Here is an 18,225-nt window from a genome sequence, read left to right as displayed (position 1 = left end):
TTGTAGTGCCACTCACCCACTTCTTCGTTTGGCGTAAGCCAATGAAAGTAAAGGAGTCTTAGGGTGAAGTGTTAAGCTTGAGCTAAGGAGACGAGTATTCCTGCCACCATTATCGTCGTCGAAGACGACCCGCGCATGAGTCGTGTCCTTGCGCGTCATCTGACGCACGCGGGTTACGCGGTGTCGGTCGCCGCCAACGGATCCGAGATGCGCCGACTCTATCGTCACGAGGGCGCGGATCTTGTGCTCCTGGATCTCAATCTGGATGCTGAGGACGGCATGGATCTGACCCGCGAGCTCGTCGGCTCCACCCCCGCTGCCGTCATGATCCTGACCGGACGCGATGATCTCCAAGATCGCATCGACGGCTTGGATGCTGGTGCCGATGACTACATCACCAAACCCTTCGAGGTCGAGGAGCTGCTCGCACGCATCCGAGCCGTCCTCAGACGGCACACGTTCGAGGCGAGCCGTCACGAGGCGATCCAACTGGGCACGGTGAGGCTCGACCCGAGCGCCCAGAGCCTGAGCGACCTGTCCAGCGGGGTCTCCCTGCGATTGACCGAGAAGGAATCCCGTATCCTGGAGACCTTGATGCGTCAGCACGGACGGGCCGTGAGCCGCGCACATCTGCTGCACCGCGAGCCCTTGACCCCGGAAGACCGCACGCTCGATGTCCACATCGGCAACATTCGGCGCAAGCTGCGTGACGGCGGTATCGGCACCCTCGTGATTTGGCCGGTACGCGGCCACGGCTACCGCCTGAGGCTCGAGAGCGAATGACCGATTCCGATGCCCCAACGGGGCTCACCTCGCGAGCCCGGGGCAACGCCCCGGGATAAGGATCCATCCAACTCAAGCCCTGAAGGGGCGGCCGAACGCTTCGATGTGTCTTCGATGTGTCGATCTTAAACCGCGTCTCAGCAAAGGTCGGAAAAATCCTTGAGCCTTGCCGTCGAATCCGTCGGCGAGTCATCCCCTTCAAAAAACGACGAAAGCGGTTTAGACTTCATCCGTCAACGAAACGGTTATGGACACTCGGACATGGATACTTGCCGCCGACCCTCGCGCACCTGCCCCCTCGACGCGACTGATTCTCCGGAACATGGCATCGGCGGTGACTGGTTCGCGCTCGGTGCCCTCTGCTTCACCGATCCGCTCGACCCCCGGCACCTGCCCCCGCTCGGACATCTCGGATTTCAGCTCGCCTGGCTGATCGGCTTCGCCACCACGTGGTTCTGTGCCTGGAGCAGCGGCGACGAGGATCCGGTCGACGACGATGTGACCCTCTACACCGCCATCACCGCGACGCTGCGCAATCACCCCACCCTGCTCTTGGAGATCATGGCGATCCCGTCGTTCGGCGAAAGCTGCGGCCCACACTGAGCGCACTGGCCAACCGAGCCGAACGAAAGGCTGCAGGAGATCCTGGACGCGGCGGAACGTACCGCACGGGGGCCTTGATCATCGTTTCGCCCATAACCCTAATCAAGCGTAGGGCATCACAACGTATGGTTTTGCAAATCCGAATGTTACGGCTACGTTACTTTACATTTCTTTACTTGAAACCGAAATCATACATGAATTAGTTTGTGTACGAGCATAATGCTCGGATATTCTGAACGGCACACGAAGGAAACGCTTCGCCCCCTAAACATAAAGAAAAGGATCAATCAAATGAATAGGGTACAACTTGTCACGGTGATCATCTTGGGGGCAGTTACCCTGTCCTCAAAGGTATCCTCTGCTCCTCCTGAAGGCACGGTTTCAATGCCGGTGGATCTGATTGCAGCGCAATCTCTGAGTACTGAGACTTACTGGTCCTCGGAGCGAATGGAGAAGGCGCTCCCGGTCGTGCTTCAAAGACGACCCGACACCGACAGCCAATCAATGCAGTCGACCGAGGTCTTTGAAACGCATTCCGATCCACCGATCCTCATCCCGGCCGCCCCCCATTTCCGAGGATTCGGATTTCGAGACGTTTGATACCTCGGCCATCGCACTCGACAGCGCGATGCCGAACCAAATTCAGTCAACCTTCGGCTCCCCACCAGCGAATCCTCAGGATGGGCCTTACCCCCCTTTTCAGCGCTGGAGCATGCAGGGTTCCTATCAGGTATGGCCTAGATCCATTCACGGAAAGCTCTTTCTGACGCTGGACGGAAAAGATCGCGTCTGCTCCGCAACCGTGATCGGACGCAGTGTAATCGCAACGGCTGCTCATTGCGTGAGCAATGGGCGGGGGACTTGGGGAACAAACTTCCTTTTCTGTCCGGGCTACAACCAAAGCGGACCTCTAAATGGAATAGGCTGCTGGGCGACGAGGGGTGTCTATGCGGCCAACGCTTATCATTTCAGGGGCGACTACGATTATGACTACGCCTGCCTGATCACCAACCCGACCGGAGACGAGCGCTTCAGCGCAATCGGGGATATCACCGGTTATTCCGGACTGACCTACAACTGGCCGTCATCCCAATTGACGATCGCCTTCGGTTACCCTGTAGCGGCTCCTTTCAATGGCGATGTCATCCAGCAGATTGCCTCGGTCGAGTGGTACGAGACCGATACGACGCCGGGCGATCAGGCGTCGAAATATATCGGAGGCGATCTTACCGCCGGTGCCGACGGAGGCGGATGGTTCCTGAGCTGGAGGCATCCTACGGCCGAGTTTCCGGATACCGACAACAATCGATTCACCGACCCTGCCGGGGCGATGAATGGCCCCTTCCTGAATGGCCTCACCAGTCACCGGCGGTGCCGTATGAACTGCAGCAATCCTCCATCCGCCGGGGCGGGTGAATTCTGGCAAGAGATGGGTTCGCCGGTTTTCCGCAGCACCGAGTCCGATAACCAAGATGCATCCGACATCTTCAACGCATGCCTGAGAAACCAGTAACACAGAGTCCCCTGTTCGCGTCATTTCAAGGATGAAGATGCTTGGCCCCAGCAAAGGACTCGCGCGTGGAGCGCTCCCGACCGCGGCGGCCGGGAGCACTCGATTCAGGGTGCGGGTAACCGCAGAGGTGTCGGGGTCCTCGGCAGCAGCAGTGGACCTTCGACGCGAAACCTGCGAAGGGCGGAATCGAGCCGTCGCGAGCGGTTTAGGCGAATCTTATGGTTTCGAACGTGCAAATCGAGACTCCGGTGGCCATCGGAGGTGTCGGCGGGAGCGGAACGCGCCTTATCGCCGAGATGTTGATGCGGGTTGGGTTCTTCCTCGGCAGCGACCTCAACGAATCTCTGGACAATCTTTGGTTCACGCTTGCATTTAAACCGCGCCCTGTGCGGTATGCGATGTTTTTGGATGGGATCGGCCCCGGCGGATTTCAGAGCCACTGGAGCCGGCGCGGTTTAAAGTATTAAAAAATATAAAATTTTAAACCGCGTCCCCCGCTAAGGGTCGTGGATTCACCAACCTTCGAGCTCACTCGAAAGTGAGCATCTCGCTCTGGACGCGGTTTAGAGGGCGTCCGGGACGGCACGGGATGCCCGACGTCCTCCTCACTGCGGCATACACTCCGGCTCACGCCCCGCGGCACGGGCCTGCCGATAGATCTCGACGGCCTGCTCCATGCCCGTGTCCAGCTCCTCCATGCGCGTGTCGTGGGAGGGGGAGAGGAAGGCCAACGGCTGACCCCGCCGGCGGCGGCCATGTTCCGCCAGAGCGCAACGCCGGCACGGGATCGAAGCCGGCCTGCGCCATCAGATCGCGGCCGATGCGAGCCGCCTCGCGCTCGTGGGTTCGGCTGTAGGGCAGCAGCAAACCGCACTTCGCCCCGATGCCCAGCGCCCCGCGCAGCACCTCGTGCTTGCGACTTCCCGGCTCCTCGGCGAACAGATCCACCAGCATCAGCCCGCCCTGGACCGCAAGCTCTTGGGTCAAGCGCTCGTTGGAGTGGTCCGCCAACACGTGCGCGATCTCGTGGGCGATGACGGCAGCTGGTCGGGCGCGTTGCCGGGGTCAGCAGAGCGAACCCCGGCATCCCCGGCGTTGCCCCCGCTGGGCAGGGTGTTGTTCCAACCGTATCTCGTCACGAATTGGAATGAATGACTCGGTTATCCAGCAGTATTCGCTAATGCATCGATGCGATAGCCCTGACATGGATTCACATTTCTTTACTGTAAAGCGGCAACCCGTTCGTTTAAATTATGCATCGCATGGGCCAGGCCAATCGTATCACATCAGAGCACACCGATATTAGGAAAGCGTGATGCGATTGCCCTAGACTTAGTAGGGTCTACTTCAGCAATCGAGACGAGCAGGCTGGCTTAACTTCAGGCAGAAATTGTCCTGATCTTGGCGCCCACTTCACTTATGTAATACTTGAGGGCCGATGATATGACCCGCAAAGCGTCTTTGTTGCATGCCGATCCGATTCACTTCTCGCCGATTTATCTTAGCGCAAACACTGTTTCCACAGAAAAGCTGCTCCCTTTTTATCGCTTTTTGAATATTTTTTTTCCGAAGATCGATTCCAGTCTAGTGAAGAAGATCATGGATATGGAGCGGCACGGCGAGCGACTGAAAGCAAACAGTTCTCCGGAAGAGCGGGAAAAGCTGATCCGGCAGATGAACTGTCTGAGTGTGAATATAGGCCTTGATCATCGATTGGTCCACTGTTGCTAAGCCGCCACAGGGACGAGGTACGGCTGCCTTGCCGGGCGCGGTCGTCGTCGCGCCGGTCGGGCGGGCCAGGGCATGCGCTCGAGCACCTGGTCGAACAAAGATGGGTGGGGCTGAGCGAAGAAGCGCTCGGCGGCCGTGGTGCCGTCGGGCCGCTTGATCGCAAAGTTGTGTAGGGCGGTCAAGACCTGCTGCTTGCGCGGGCTGAGTCGGTGATGCCCATGCTGATAGAGCGCGAGGAAGCCGTTGCGTCCCTCGACACAGGAGCTGCTGCGCTGGAACAGATCGGCACACTCCCCGGCGACCTGCTCGAGATGGTGACGGGTCTGCAGATCCAGCGACTGGATCGGGTGCGAGGGCTGCTGCAGCGGGGCGAGACGCTGCGCACTCAGTGCCCGGAGTCGATGACGCGGCTCGGCGCGGGTGCTGCGTGCGGCGACGCGCTCCAGATAGAGCGCCGGGATCAGGTCGTCGAGCATCGCCTGCTCGATCGCCGGTGCCAGGTCCAGCGCCTGTACCCGGGTGTTGACCATCATGAAGAAGAAGGTCAGCGTGGCGACGAGGCTATGGGTCAAGCGCTTCGCCTTGGCCAGATGTGCACGCAGGCGCTCGGACAGATCCGCTTCCTCGGCGATCGCCTCCAGGCGCGTAAACAGCGTTCCCAGACGCGCCTCCAACTGCTCGGGTGTTTGCGCCTGTCCCTGTTGGATCTCGTAGGGATGATCGACCTCGCTGAAAGCACCGATCAGGGCTTTGGCCTCGGCGCGGTGCGCGTGGGCCTGCTCGCGCGCGAGGCTGGCTTGGACGGAGGCGCTCAGCGCCTCGTCGATGCGCGCGGCGAACGCCGGCGGGCGTCCCGGGCCGTGGCGGCGCCGATGATAAGCCTGCTCGGCGGCGCATTCCTCTTGCCAGCGCGCCTTCGCCTCGGCCTCCGCCGTCTCGGCCTGCTGCTCGGCGCGCTTCAGCGACAGACTCATCGCCTGGCTCACCGCATGCTGCAGATGGAACAGGTCCGTGGAATGGTGTGCGTCCAGATCACGCTCGACATGCGCCAACAACCCCTTGGCCTCATCGCTGGTGCCTTGCACTACGGTGACATTCAGCCCCTCGAGCGCATCCTCGAGCGCCTGCGTCCAGGCCGCCGCCGAGCGCGCATCGCTCCTGTGCTCGAGCAGGATGAAGTTCGAGACCGCATCGCTGCCCACCAAACGCATGCCGTCTTTCCATGTCTCATCTTCGGCGATGCTCAGTGTGCGATGGGGCATGGCTTGAGCCAGCGTCCCGCGCAGTTCGGCGGCGGCGGTGACGATCTGCTCCTCCAAGTCGGTCTGGAAGGCCTGCTGCGCGCCGTAGGAGGCGCCGATGAACGCCGACAGTCCACTGCGCTCGAGAAAGTCGCAGACCACGCGCACGCCCGCGCCGCCCTGCTCGCTGATGCTCCAGTGTGCGGCAACCAGGATCCGGCGCAGCCACACCACGCCCTCGGGCGTCTCGACGAAGGCCGCCAGCGCCGCCGGTGCCGCCGGTGCCGCCGGTGCCGCGATCGCAGGGGGCGCGTTCCAGTGACGCAGGGTGCTGCGCGCCACGCCGGCGCCGCTGACCGCCGCGCGTTGACTCTGCCCATCCTGCTGGGCTTGCGCCACCGCATGCCGATGATTGGCGCGATCCAAGCGATCATGGATTGGCGTGGGGCGTCGATCTGCACTAGAGTCGACACAGGCAGGGGCATCGGACAACGGCATCTCCCTCGGTCAGTTTGCACTTCCAAGGGTACGCCTCCCCGGCGCTCCTGCCACTCCTTCATGGCGCTTGATCGCCTACCGAAACACTCCGTTTTGGACCAACCGATGATCAAGGCCTGAATATACAGCTGACGGTCAGTGATGAAGAAGAAAAGATAATGGAAATGTCTGTTCGCATTGTGCCCAGTGAAGTGCTGGAACGGGCGCAGCAGGGAAGGAATGATCTGATTCATTGTCCTCGCTTGAGCGATGATCTTGAGAAGCTGGTCGTCAAGTTGATCACAAAAGAGGTTAGTAGCCGGTTTGCGACTAAACTAGCGGACGGCTTCCAAGCGCTGACGGGGTTCAGGCAAGTGCCATCTTTTATTACCCAACTGCTTGAGATCGGGGCTCTCCCGTATTTCAGGAGAACGTATGGGTTATTTAAAAACAGGTATTTAAGCCAAATGCAACCGTACATGCGAACCCCGAAATTTGGACAGGTGTTCGAATACGGGTACGGCCACGAATGGCGCTAAGTTAGGCGCGCGCATTTTATAAACAATGAGCTGCGCGGGTCGCAGATGCGCGAAAAGACGAGAAGCCACCGTCGCGAGCCTGGAAAGCCGGGTGCGATGCCTAGGCTCAACAATCTCTTCATGGACCAAAAGGTAAGCAGTCAGGTCGGGGCTCCCTTGTTTGGCCCCGCGCAGATGGTGCACTGCCGGCGGAGAGGCGGAGCCTAACCCCTTCGGGAATGGTACACATGCGAAACGTGGTAAGCCCGATCGCCCCCGCAAGGACGGTGGACAGCGGCCCGCAAGGGTCGACCCGCGGGCGAGCGGGTAAAGGAAGCCGGAGGACTACCGGCCAACACCGCTTAGACGGATCGACATCCCCAAGAAAAAACGGAAGGCCTTTTTGCACATCGGCAAAAACTGCCGGGGCCGATCCCATCCAAAAACATCGCATACCGCACTGGGCGCGGTTTAAGTGCAGGACTGCGGACGCGATGTGCCTGTTGCCGACCCGACCTCGCGTGACCCCGCTTACCCGATAGCTTCGATCGGTCTTGCATTCCCAACAATAACGATTATCATTTGCTTTAAGGGAGGGCTCCCATGCCCTGCCCCGTCATCCCGATCACCTGATCGGGTCACCACGCCCTTGCCGGCGTGTTGACCCTGGAGCCATGGTCATGCGCGCGCTTCTCGTCAGTACGGTTGCAACAGGTGTCCTCCTGCTCGGTTTGATGGGCGCCCACACCGCGACACCTCCGCCCGGCGCCTCGTCCGCGCTGGATCGCACACCCGCTGCACGGCACGCCGGCCCGAACGCGTTGCCGGTGATGGGCCGCGCCGCCGAAGCGCAGAGCGCCTCATGAGCGCCCGGGTCGAGCACGCCGAGCATCCCGGGAGGTCGCTGCCGGGGCCCGACGGCCAAGACGCCGTCTTCAGCGCCGAGCTGTTCGACCCGGCCGGGGAGCTGCGCATCCTGCATCGCGGCCGGCTGTACCGGCTGCGCGTGGCCGGCGCCGGTCACCTCGAGCTCGTCGGGCCGAAGGGATCTTCGCGGTCAGCCCGTGTCTGCTGACGGATCGGCGTTCTCCGCAGCGATGCCCGAATGCGGCGCAGCCGTATGGGGGATTGCGGGACGCCGACGCGATCGCCCCGCTTGCCGCAATCCGAAGGCCCAAGACCGTCGGCGCGAGCGTCCCCGACACCCCGACGCGGTCCGGATCCACCACGACGCTGCGCCGGCCCCACGGAAAGAATCGGCCGTTCGCTCCTCGATAAATCGCTCTCGGCAATCGATTGAGATAAATCACTCGTCTTGGACGATGATCGCCATCGCAAAAAAACGACTTCTTGTGTTCATCGGCGATCGCTAATCTAGCGTCAACCTCATGCGAGGGACGACGCAACAACGGCCTTGATCATAGTCCCGGCCAGTGTGGCTGACGAACACGACTAAGTCAGGGCTTCCAGCCCTGATTCTGTAAGGCCAGGATGGCCTGACGACGCAGGCAGCCGTCCATGTGGTCGGAGTTATGACCAATGCCCGTAGCAACCACTGAACTCCGGAAGATCGCCCCATGATCATGATCAACGAGACCATGACCGCCCCCGCCATGCCGCGGCTGAACGAGCCGGCCCCGGCCTTCGATGCCCCGACCACCCATGGCCGCAAGATCCTGGAAGACTACCGCGGCAAGTGGCTGGTGCTCTTCACGCATCCGGCCGACTTCACCCCGGTGTGCACCACCGAGTTCATGGGCTTCGCCCGCCGCCATGCCGATTTCCAGGCACTCGACTGCGATCTGCTCGGCCTCTCCATCGACAGCCACTACAGCCACGTCGCCTGGGTGCGCAACATCAAGGAGAAGTTCGACGTGGAGATCGGTTTTCCGATCATCGCCGACCTCTCCATGCAGGTCGCCAAGCGCCTACGGCATGATTCAGCCCGGGCGAGCGATACCTCGGCAGTGCGCGCGACCTTCGTGATCGATCCGCAAGGCGTGCTGCGGGCCATGCTCTACTATCCGATGAGCAACGGCCGCTCGATCGACGAGATCCTGCGTCTGGTGAAGGCCATGCAGACCTCCGACGCCTACAAGGTCGCCACACCCGAGAACTGGCAGCCGGGCGAGCAGGTCATCGTCCCGCCGCCGGGCAGCTTGGACGAGGCGAACGCACGGGTGGCGAGCGGCGAGTACGACTGCGTGGAATGGTACTTCTGCAAGACGAACGCACGGGTCGCGGGCGGCGAGTACGACTGCGTGGACTGGTACTTCTGCAAGAAATCGCTCTGAGCCTGCGCATCGGGCTGGAATGACGCGCACAGCCCCGGCCGACAGGTCGGGGCTTTTGCGTTCGGGCGGTGAAGCCGCGAACAGGGTATCGCCGCATTGGCGAACGAACTGTTCGTTGATGAAGGCCAGCTGCGGCCATTCCGGGGGTGTACCACAGACACACCTCGCCGAGCAGGCGCAACGTCTTGGGCTGCCCGGACCATGACGATCGGCGCGGTCCCCGGCAACATCCCAAGTCCGTCACCGTCGCTCGGGGCACCTCGAGGCCCTCCCGCCGAGGCTCGGAAATGGCAACAGTCCGGTGAGGAAGGTCGGGGGCTGCCCGTCCATCACGGCAGGGCCGGGATTACGCCTCATCACTGCACGGCGGTTCCGCCAAGGGCAGGCGGACGCAGAAACAGGTTCCGACGCCGACCTCGCTTTGCACGTCGATCCGTCCGCGATGCTGTTCAATGATCGAATAGCAGATGGACAGACCGAGCCCGGTGCCCTGCCCGATCGGCGAGCGGGTGTAGAAGGGATCGAAGATCCTGAGGAGGTCCGCCGCGTGGATGCCGACCCCGGTGTCGCTGAGAAGCACCGAAACCTCGTCGCCGTCTTGGTCGACCGCGATGGTGAGCCGGCCGCCCGCAGGCATGGCCGCCATGGCATTGAGAAAGAGATTGATGAACGCCTGCTCGAGCAGACTCGGCACACCGCGCGCCCACAACGGCCGATCGCCGACCTGCATCTCGACCTCGATACGCGCGATCTGCGCCTGATGGCTCACGACCGAAAGGGCCTGCTTCAGCAGGGCAAGCGGCTCCACCAGGGTCATCTTCTCCATCCCGATCAGGGTTCCGTCCTCGCTCGACATGGGCGCAATGGTCCAGGATACGGCGAGCCCCTCACCCGATGCCGTGCTCAGCGTCCACTCCTCGTTCAGACTGCCCGGCAACACCGTCGCCCGGGACAAGGCCATCTCGACCTCCGGGCGTTCCGTCTCCGGAAAGAGCTCCGAGAATCCGCGGTGCATCACGACGTCCGCCGGGTAGCCGGTCAAGCGTGCGGCCGCGCGATCGAGCGGCCGCAGATGATCGGGATCGCCCGCGACCGTTTCAATCCAGTGATCGGATATCGTCATCGATGGCTCCAACAAAATTGTAGGGTGGCCATGGACCGGTCAAGAGCCCCGTCCCGCGCAGACTCGACGCGTCCTGCCGCAGACATTCGACAAAGTGTTCGCCCTGCGCACGCGGAACCAGGAAATACAACGAGAGCAACGATCGTCCGTCGATCTGCCCAAGCTCCTCGCGGACCTCTCGAAAGCACCCGGCCACCCGGCCCTCGATGAGGCACCAGCCAGAGCGGCCGGGCTCCAAGGCAGCAACTCGCGCGCAGCCCATGTGCAGAGTATCGGCGCTTTCCCGACTGCATTACCCTGAGAGCCCGCAACCGAAAGTGCACCGATGTGCGTTTCGATGGACGCCGACCGAAGCCCGTCCCCGACATCTTGGAAGAGCGGCTGCATGCCAGGACCTGATTAAACCGCGTCCAGAGCGACATGCGTCGTTTTCATGTTGTATTCGGCCTTGGGGATTTCACCGACCTTTGCGGAGACGCGGTTTAATCAGGTAACCCTTCATAAATCTTTACTTGCAGCAATCGAGTTTGGCTTGGCCTAATGCCCTATTGTCTCGAAGCGCCTTGACTCCGCCGGGTGCACTGCCATCGCCCGAGAATAGGCGAGGAGTCGGGATCGACGTCTTGTCCCGAAAGGAGAGTCACCATGCGTTTGATCTGTCTCGATGACGATCCTCGAATCGAGGCCGTTCTGGGACGTTTCCTGAAGCGGTTCGGGCATGCCGTGGATTTCCACGTGTCGATCGCCTCCTTTAAGGCCGCGCTTGCGTCCGATTCCCCCGAGCTTGTCCTCCTCGATCTGGGTCTGGGCCGGGAGAACGGCATCGATGTCATCCACTGGCTGTCGGAGACCCACCCCGGGATTCCCCTCGTTCTCCTTTCCGGACATGGCGACGATCTGCTCGATACCGCGCGACGCATCGCCCGCTCGACCGGAATCGAGGTCCTCGGGGCGGTCTCCAAGTCCCGGATGGTGAAAGATCTTCCCGCAATCCTGCAGAGGGGCGTCAAGGCGGCATCGCAAAGGCCGCACCAAGACCCGCAAGCCGGGGCCGGCATCACTCGGCAGGATCTGGAATGGCAGATCCGGAGCGGCGGTATCGTCGCGTATTTTCAACCCATCGTCGCGCCGGCCGACGGGCGGTTGAAGGGCGCGGAGGTGCTCGCGCGCCTGCGGCTGCCGAGCGGACAGATCCTCGGTGCGGGCGAGTTCATTCCGCTCGCCGAATCGAGCGGGCTCATCTACGAGGTCACCGAGACCCTGTTCGAGCGCCTGATCGAGTCGCGCGAGACGCTTGCCGCGTCGGGTCTGACCTTCATCGCGGTCAACCTCTCGCCGCTGATCCTGCAGCAGGAACGGGCCTTGGTCTTGGTGCGCCGCTTGGTCGACGGGCTCGGGGGAATCTGCGCCGTCAAGATCGAGATGACCGAGAGCGCGGCAACCGCCTATCCCGACATCGTGCGCAGCGTGGCGGCTCAGATCCATCTGATGGGCGTGTCGTTGGCGATCGACGATTTCGGGATCGGCTATTCCTCGATGCGGGCGCTCGCCGAGCTCCCGTTCGACACGTTGAAGATCGATCTGTCGTTCGTCTCGGAGATGTTCGATTCACCGAAAGCGCTGAAATTATTGCGCGCCATGATCAGTTTCGGTCAGACGCTGGAGCTGCAGGTGGTTGCCGAAGGGGTGGAGACGGAGGCGCAGCGGCGCTTGTTGCTTGAAGCAGGCGTCGATTTCGCGCAAGGCTATCTGTTCGGAAAGCCCATGACAGCGGAGTTGCTGGCGAGCAACTTCTCCGTGCCGAAGACGGATGCCAATTCCGAACCCGGGTCTAAACCTGACCCGGACCCGGACCCGGACCCGGACCCGGACCCGGACCCGGACCCGGAGCCGGAGTCTTCGCTCGTGCCGAGCGAGCCGACCGGGCGCATCAACGGGGGCGAGATCGGGCGAACCATCATGGTCGTCGATGACGACCAACGCATGCTGCATGCCATCGCACGCATGGTGACGGCCTGGGGTTACCGCTGCGAGACCTTCACGGATGCACGCACCGCATTGCAGCTCTGCGAAGACGCGGCCCCTGCACTGCTGATTGTCGATATTTATATGCCGGAGCTCGACGGGTTCGAGGTGATCAAGCGGATGCGCCAAATCGCGCCCTCGACGCGCATCGTCGCGGTGAGCGGTGATGTGGTCCGCGGGCACCACACCAACGTCCTGGACATGTGCCGAGTCTTGGGTGCGGATGCAATTCTGCAGAAGCCGATTGCCCCGGAACGCCTCGAAGCGACGCTCGAGCGTTTGATCGGTGGGCCGGATCAGCGCGAGTCGGGCGGTGCGCCCGCCGGGTCCGCAGCGGGTCGAGGATCCGCAGAGCGATGACCGCGCCGCGGTCCCGTAGCGCCGGGCCGCTCGGTCCGGCCCTCAAGGGCATGGGCATCCCGGATGTCGCTAGGGAAAGGTGCAAGAACAAGCAAATGCGGAGCGACAGGAGTGAAACAGCCGTCCAGCCTCGCCGACCCGGCTAGCCCCGGCGCTGCCATGAGTCGGGTCCACACCGTTGCCCTCACGCTCCTGCTGGCCGTGCTCGCCCTGGCCGGCAACCATTTCAACCTCACGCTCTTCTTCGGTCTGGACATCCTCTTCGGGTCCGTGGCCGTGCTCTTGGCCATTGTCTGGCTCGGGACCCGTGCCGGCCTGATCGTCGCCGCCGCCTCCGGTGTCTATACCTATTTCCTTTGGGGTCATCCCTTCGCGTTGCTGATTTTTCTGGCCGAGGCGGCCTTCGTGGGCTGGCATCGGGATCACGCGCGACGACGCGCCCGCGAGGTGCCGATGCTCGGTCTCTCGGTGGCGCTCTATTGGGCTTTGCTCGGCGTCCCCCTGGTTCTGCTCTTCTATCGTCTGGTCATGGGGATGGTCTGGCACCAGACCCTGGTGGTCGCGGTCAAGCAGTCCCTGAACGGTATCCTGAACGCGGCCTTGGCGGGGCTGGTGATCATGGTCGTCGCCGCGGCGAGACGTCGCCCGGGCAGCCTCTCGACACGAGAGGTGTTGTTCACGCTCTTCCTCTTGGGGTTTCTGCTGCCGTCGATCTTCCTTGTTGCCTGGGAGAATCGTGATCTCAAGGACCGTTTGGAGCAGGATCTCGCCGATCGTCTGAGGATTTTCGGTGTGCTCGCCATTCACGATCTCGGCAGGGCCCCACCCGCAACCACGAGCGAAGCGGCCCGGATCCTGAGCCATGTACAGGAGATGACCCGGCTCTTCGGCAACACACTGCCCGATTCCGCCAAGCTCGAGGTGCGTCCGATCGGGCTGTTCGGGGGCATCGGGCCGACCGCGGGTGCGTCGCAGCGGCGCGTCGCCCGAACCGCGGCGGAGGATTTGATGATCCTCGTGCCGGAGGATTGGCATCCCTCGCGGATGGCGCTCTGGCGGCAGGCGCGCTATCGCATGATCCTGCCGCTTACCGACCCGACAGTGGGCGCGGGTCTGTCGATCGAGCTCAGTGCGGCCCCGCTGATCGAGGAGCTGCAGCGCACGGTGCTGCGTCTGCTGACGCTCCTCTTGGCGATCGCCGGGATCGCGATCCTGCTGGCCGACCGATTCGCCGTGCTGCTGGTGCGTCCGTTGAAGCAGCTCGTGCAGATCGCTGCCGAGGTGCCCGCTCGGGTCGTCGCGGGCGAGACCCTGCCCATCCCGTCGCCCGGGCTCTTGGCCGAAGGACGGACACTGATCGACGCCTTCGGGGTCATGGCCAACGGCCTCGCCGAGAGCTTCGCACGGTTGGCCGCGAGCGATGCGTCGCTGCGCGAGGCGCAGGCAATCGCGCATCTCGGCAGTTGGGACTTCGATTACGTCAGTGGCCGGCTCGCCTGGGACGTCGAGACGTTTCGACTGCTCGGGTATGCGCCCGACGCCGTCACGCCGAGCCTGGAGGCGTTTTACGCGGTCTTGCCCGAGGAGGATGGCGTGCGCGTCCGGGCGGCAATGGAGGCCGTCCTCACCCGCCCCGATGGTCTTTTTGCCGTGGAGCATCGGGTGCAGGGTCTCGACGGCGTGCAGCGGATTCTCCGCGCGGAAGGTCGAGCGTATTTCGCCGATGACGGAACACCGTTGCGTTTCTCCGGAGCTGCCCTCGATATCACCTCGCAGCGCGCGGTCGAGGATGCCTTGCGGGCGCAGGAGGAGCGCTATCGTCTGGTCGTGGAGAACATCGACGATCTGGTGGTCCGCACCGATGCGCACGGTCGATTCGCGTATGTCAGCCCCTCCTATTGCAGGCTCTTCGGTCGCGACGAGGCCGAGCTGATCGGCCATCACTTCATGCCGCGCGTCCACCCCGAGGACAGAGAACACACGGCGGAGGCCATGCGTACGCTGCAGAACCCGCCTTACACCTGTCGGATCGAGCAACGCGCCGAGACGGCGCTGGGTTGGCGGTGGCTGCAATGGGTCGACCGCGGCGTGCTCGACGCGGAGGGCCGCGTCGACGCGATCGTCGGGATCGGGCGAGACATCACCGAGCGCAAGGCCGCCGAGTCGGCGCTGGCGGAGGAGCGTCGCCGTCTCGCCGACATCATCGCAGGGACACAGGTCGGGACCTGGGAGTGGGATCTCGTCACCAATGCATTGACGGTGAATCCGCGCTGGGCCGAGATGATCGGCCGCCGCCTCGAGGATCTCGAGCCGACCACGATCGAGACCTGGCGGATGTTCTGTCATCCCGAGGATCTCGCGAGGTCCGAGAGCGCGGTCGCGCGGCATCTCGGCGGCGAGACCGACCAATACCGTTGCGAGCTGCGGATGTTGCACGACGACGGCCGTTGGATCTGGGTGCAGGATCAGGGGCGCGTCTCGGCGCGCGACGCGCACGGTCGGCCGCTGCGCATGGCGGGTATCCACGAGGATATTACCGTCCGCCAAGAGGCCGAGATCGAGCTGATGCGGCGCGAGTCCCTCGAGCGCGAGCTGCTCGGGCTGGCCTCGGCCTTCGTCGAGGTCTACGACGAGGATCTCGACCCGCTGGTCAACCGAACCCTCGAGCGGCTCGGCGGCTTAACCCGATCCGATCGGGCCTATGTGTTCCGATTCGATCGCGTTGCCGACACCATGAGCAACAGCCATGAGTGGGTCGCCCCGGGGATCGAGCCGATGATCGGGCATCTGCAGCAGATGCCGATCGAGCACTTCTCCGCCTCGATGCAGCTCCTCGAGTCCGGACAGGCCGTTGTCGTCCCGCGGGTGGCGGAGCTCCCGGACGCCTGGGCCAGGGAGCGCGAGGTCCTTGATCTCCAAGCGATCCTGTCGGTCGTGCTGGTGCCCCTGCTGCAGAATGATCTCCTGATCGGTTTCGTCGGCTTCGATGCGGTGCAGGCGCCGCGGGACTGGTCGGAGGCGGAGGTCCGCTTCCTGCGGGTCTTTGCCAGCATCCTGGTGAGCGCGTTCGAGCGCGCCCGTAGCTACTCGGAGCTTCGCGACAGCAACCGGCGCTATGACCAGCTCGCGGTGCAGAGCCGGATCGTCAGCTGGGAGGTCGACGCCGAAGGTCTCTACACCTATCTCAGTCCGGCGGTCGAGGCCGTCTGGGGCTACCGCCGCGAGGCGCTGGTCGACCGGAAGCACTTCTTCGATCTGGTGCCCGAGCTGTTGCGGGACAGCGTCAAGGCCGAGGTCATGCCGGGTTTCGCGCGCTTGGATCACTTCACCGACCTCGTCAATCCCATCCGTTGCGCCGACGGCTCGACGATCTGGGTCCTGAGCAACGCCGTTCCGGTCGTCGCCGAGGACGGCACGCTGCTCGGCTACCGTGGCACGGATGTCGATATCACCGAGCGGCATCGGGCACAGGAGCAGCTCGAGCAAAGCGAGGCCCGTCTGAGCGCGGTCGTCGAGAATGCGCCCATCGGGATCGCGATCGCGGATCCCGACGGGCGAGTGCATCTGGCCAATCGCGCGCTCGGCGAGTTTCTCGGCTATGCCCCGCAGGATCTGCTCGGGATGCACTTCGACGAATTCACCTGTCCGGACGATGTGACGACGGAGCTTGACTTGTTTCGGGAGCTTGCGGCGGGACAACGCAACCTCTACCGCATGACCAAGCGCTATCGCAAGGCCGACGGGACGATGGCGTGGGGTGATCTGCGGGTCGTCTTGCTGCCCGGTCGGGCCGAGGATCGGCCCATGGCGCTCGGGATGGTCGAAGACATCACCGAGTTTCAGGCCGCGACCGAGCGCAAGCGCGAGCTCGAGGCGGTGCTGCTGCACTACACCAAGAACCTGGAATCGCTGGTCGATCTCGCCAGCCGGGCCTTGCCGGCGAGCGAGGAGCTTCGCGCCCTCCTGCAGATGGGGTGCGAGGGGCTGGGTATGGCTGCCGCCGACATCGGAGCGATCGGAGCGGACCGGACCTATCGCGCGGTCGCCCGTTATCCGCACGCCGATGGATCGCAAGTCGGGTCTGTCCCCGCGGCCTGCGTCGGGCTGGACGCGGACGCGCAGGAGCCCGGTATCCCGCACATCTTGGTCGGCTCGCAGCTGCCCGAAGGGGCTCGGCAGGCAGGCTACGTCTCCTGTGTGCGCATGGCGTTGCAGTGGACCGGACCCGGCGGTCGGGCCAGTGCCCTGGTGATCAGGTTTTGGGGACGCGCCGACTTTCGCGCGCTGTCGGGTCCGGACCGAGAACTGGTTCGGCTGATCGGTCAGCGCATCGTCGCTTCGCACTACGAAGAGCAACTTCAGGCCGCACTGATCGGCGCGAAGGAGCGCGAGACCATCGGTCATCTCGCGAGCGGCGTGGCGCACGACTTCAACAACCTGCTCGGGGTGATCGACGCCAACCTCTATTATCTCGAAGCCATCCTGAGCGGCGAGCAGGGCGACCCCGAGGTGGCACAGGTCATCGAAGAGACCCAGAGTGCGCTCGGTCAAGCGAAGGTCGTCACCTCGGGCATGCTCTCGCTCAGTCGCGCAGGCGGCATCGTGCCGGAGAGCGTGGCGCTCGAGAAGACGATTCGCGAGCTGGTGACGATCCTGAGACAGCTCCTCCCGGCCAAGATCAACCTCAATCTGGATCTCGAGCCCGGACTCGCGGCCATGAGCAATTCCGCGTTCCTCCAGGCCGCGTTGCTGAACCTCGTCCTGAACGCGCGCGATGCGATGCCCGATGGCGGGGATCTGCTGATCGCCGCACGGACCGTCGCGTGGGATGCCCCTGTCCCGCTGGCGGTCGGTCGACTCGATCCGGGCGAGTACGTCCAGATCCGCGTTGTCGACACCGGCTGCGGGATGGCCGACGAGGTCCTGGAGAGGCTCTTCGAGCCGCTGTTCTCGACCAAGGCCAAACAACGCGGGCATGGGCTCGGCATGTTCATGGTGCAGGAGTTCGTCATGCGCTCCGGTGCGGGTCTGGCCGTCTCCTCGCAGGTCGGTCGGGGCACCGAGTTTCGTCTCCTGATGCCGATCGACCACCAAGAATCCCAGCAGCTCGACCTGACAGCGTCGTCAAACGCGCCTTCGACCAAGCCCCTGCTGCGGGTCCTCGTCGTCGACGACGACCCGCGTGTCAGGGACTCGGTCGGGCGATTGCTGATGTTGGACGGCATGCTGGTCTCGTTCGCCGAGAATGGCCAAGACGCCCTCGATCGCTTGCGACGCGATGCCGACTTCGACCTGGTGTTGTCGGATCTGGCGATGCCCGTTCTCGACGGCGCTGCCCTGTGCGCCGCGCTGGCGCAAGCGTTTCCGGATCTGAAGGTGATCCTGATGACCGGCCAAACCCCGTCGGCCTTCTCGCTCGAGGCCTTGCCGGACGCGCCGCGCGTGCTGCGCAAACCCATCGATCACGGCGCGCTTCGCGCCGCGATCGCGGAGGTGAGCGCCCGAGTCGGCTCCTGACCCTAGAGGGATGCGACGGGGATCTCTTTACATTTCTTTG

14 protein-coding genes are annotated in these 18,225 nt (G+C 63.3%); 10 read left to right on the top strand and 4 right to left on the bottom strand.

The genetic code is table 11. The features are described 5' to 3' along the window. The first annotated feature begins 96 nt into the window (after positions 1-96). From KFB96_RS18185 to KFB96_RS18170, 4 genes are all read left to right on the top strand, one after another. Positions 97-783 (top strand): response regulator transcription factor, encoded by a 687-nt coding sequence (locus tag KFB96_RS18185; protein WP_300971727.1) that lies wholly within the window; start codon positions 97-99, stop codon positions 781-783. A 261-nt stretch (positions 784-1,044) separates the two neighbouring features. Continuing rightward, positions 1,045-1,386 (top strand): hypothetical protein, encoded by a 342-nt coding sequence (locus KFB96_RS18180; RefSeq protein WP_213460273.1) that lies wholly within the window; start codon positions 1,045-1,047, stop codon positions 1,384-1,386. 523 nt (positions 1,387-1,909) lie between these two features. Next, entirely contained in the window at positions 1,910-2,899 is a 990-nt protein-coding gene (locus KFB96_RS18175; RefSeq protein ID WP_213501477.1) for a hypothetical protein, read from the top strand. 230 nt (positions 2,900-3,129) lie between these two features. Continuing rightward, the gene (locus tag KFB96_RS18170; RefSeq protein WP_213460269.1) at positions 3,130-3,366 is read left to right on the top strand and encodes a hypothetical protein; all 237 of its coding nucleotides are present in this window, start codon (positions 3,130-3,132) and stop codon (positions 3,364-3,366) included. Positions 3,367-3,526: 160 nt separating this feature from the next. On the opposite strand, the gene KFB96_RS18165 is transcribed toward KFB96_RS18170, so the two are convergent. Then, entirely contained in the window at positions 3,527-3,913 is a 387-nt protein-coding gene (locus KFB96_RS18165) for a hypothetical protein (RefSeq protein WP_213501476.1), read from the bottom strand. 429 nt (positions 3,914-4,342) lie between these two features. Between KFB96_RS18165 and KFB96_RS18160 the strand changes: the two genes are divergently transcribed. Next, entirely contained in the window at positions 4,343-4,630 is a 288-nt protein-coding gene (locus KFB96_RS18160; protein ID WP_213460266.1) for a hypothetical protein, read from the top strand. Here the strand turns inward: KFB96_RS18160 and KFB96_RS18155 are convergent. Beyond that, positions 4,627-6,297, bottom strand: coding sequence for a DUF6399 domain-containing protein (locus KFB96_RS18155; RefSeq protein WP_213501474.1), 1,671 nt, complete (start codon positions 6,295-6,297; stop codon positions 4,627-4,629). The genes KFB96_RS18160 and KFB96_RS18155 overlap by 4 nt on opposite strands. A 1,249-nt stretch (positions 6,298-7,546) precedes the next feature. Between KFB96_RS18155 and KFB96_RS18150 the strand changes: the two genes are divergently transcribed. The 3 genes from KFB96_RS18150 (at position 7,547) to KFB96_RS18140 (ending at position 9,160) form a co-directional block, all read left to right on the top strand. Further along, positions 7,547-7,732, top strand: a complete 186-nt coding sequence (locus tag KFB96_RS18150; RefSeq protein WP_213458387.1) for a hypothetical protein — start codon at positions 7,547-7,549, stop codon at positions 7,730-7,732. Then, positions 7,729-7,941 (top strand): hemin uptake protein HemP, encoded by a 213-nt coding sequence (hemP, locus tag KFB96_RS18145; protein WP_213460261.1) that lies wholly within the window; start codon positions 7,729-7,731, stop codon positions 7,939-7,941. The genes KFB96_RS18150 and hemP overlap by 4 nt, the downstream gene beginning before the upstream one ends. Positions 7,942-8,449: 508 nt before the next feature. Further along, a complete protein-coding gene (locus KFB96_RS18140) occupies positions 8,450-9,160 on the top strand; it encodes a peroxiredoxin (protein WP_300971726.1) in 711 nt (236 codons plus the stop codon). Positions 9,161-9,506: 346 nt separating this feature from the next. Here the strand turns inward: KFB96_RS18140 and KFB96_RS18135 are convergent, their stop codons facing one another. Both KFB96_RS18135 and KFB96_RS18130 read right to left on the bottom strand, forming a co-directional pair. Continuing rightward, positions 9,507-10,283, bottom strand: a complete 777-nt coding sequence (locus tag KFB96_RS18135) for a PAS domain-containing sensor histidine kinase (RefSeq protein ID WP_213460259.1) — start codon at positions 10,281-10,283, stop codon at positions 9,507-9,509. Continuing rightward, entirely contained in the window at positions 10,258-10,545 is a 288-nt protein-coding gene (locus tag KFB96_RS18130; RefSeq protein ID WP_213460257.1) for a GvpL/GvpF family gas vesicle protein, read from the bottom strand. Before KFB96_RS18130 ends, KFB96_RS18135 begins: the two co-directional genes overlap by 26 nt. A gap of 383 nt (positions 10,546-10,928) precedes the next feature. On the opposite strand from KFB96_RS18130, the gene KFB96_RS18125 reads away from it, so the two are divergent. Continuing rightward, positions 10,929-12,668: an EAL domain-containing protein gene (locus KFB96_RS18125; RefSeq protein ID WP_213460255.1), complete on the top strand. Its 1,740-nt coding sequence runs from the start codon at positions 10,929-10,931 to the stop codon at positions 12,666-12,668. A gap of 111 nt (positions 12,669-12,779) precedes the next feature. Then, entirely contained in the window at positions 12,780-18,185 is a 5,406-nt protein-coding gene (locus KFB96_RS18120) for a PAS domain S-box protein (RefSeq protein ID WP_213460253.1), read from the top strand. Positions 18,186-18,225 lie beyond the last annotated feature (40 nt).

Origin of the sequence: Thiocapsa sp. (assembly GCF_018399035.1) — a bacterium.
Lineage (GTDB): Bacteria > Pseudomonadota > Gammaproteobacteria > Chromatiales > Chromatiaceae > Thiocapsa.
Note: the sequence above shows the minus strand (reverse complement) of the source record. Positions and strands in the feature narration are given on the sequence as shown.

Bases quoted from the DNA above. Each gene is read 5' to 3' on its own strand.
- KFB96_RS18180 (WP_213460273.1), top strand. From the start codon at position 1,045: ATGGATACTTGCCGCCGACCCTCGCGCACCTGCCCCCTCGACGCGACT.
- KFB96_RS18130 (WP_213460257.1), bottom strand. From the start codon at position 10,545: ATGGGCTGCGCGCGAGTTGCTGCCTTGGAGCCCGGCCGCTCTGGCTGG.
- KFB96_RS18150 (WP_213458387.1), top strand. From the start codon at position 7,547: ATGCGCGCGCTTCTCGTCAGTACGGTTGCAACAGGTGTCCTCCTGCTC.
- KFB96_RS18125 (WP_213460255.1), top strand. From the start codon at position 10,929: ATGCGTTTGATCTGTCTCGATGACGATCCTCGAATCGAGGCCGTTCTG.
- KFB96_RS18140 (WP_300971726.1), top strand. From the start codon at position 8,450: ATGATCAACGAGACCATGACCGCCCCCGCCATGCCGCGGCTGAACGAG.
- KFB96_RS18160 (WP_213460266.1), top strand. From the start codon at position 4,343: ATGACCCGCAAAGCGTCTTTGTTGCATGCCGATCCGATTCACTTCTCG.
- hemP (WP_213460261.1), top strand. From the start codon at position 7,729: ATGAGCGCCCGGGTCGAGCACGCCGAGCATCCCGGGAGGTCGCTGCCG.
- KFB96_RS18135 (WP_213460259.1), bottom strand. From the start codon at position 10,283: ATGACGATATCCGATCACTGGATTGAAACGGTCGCGGGCGATCCCGAT.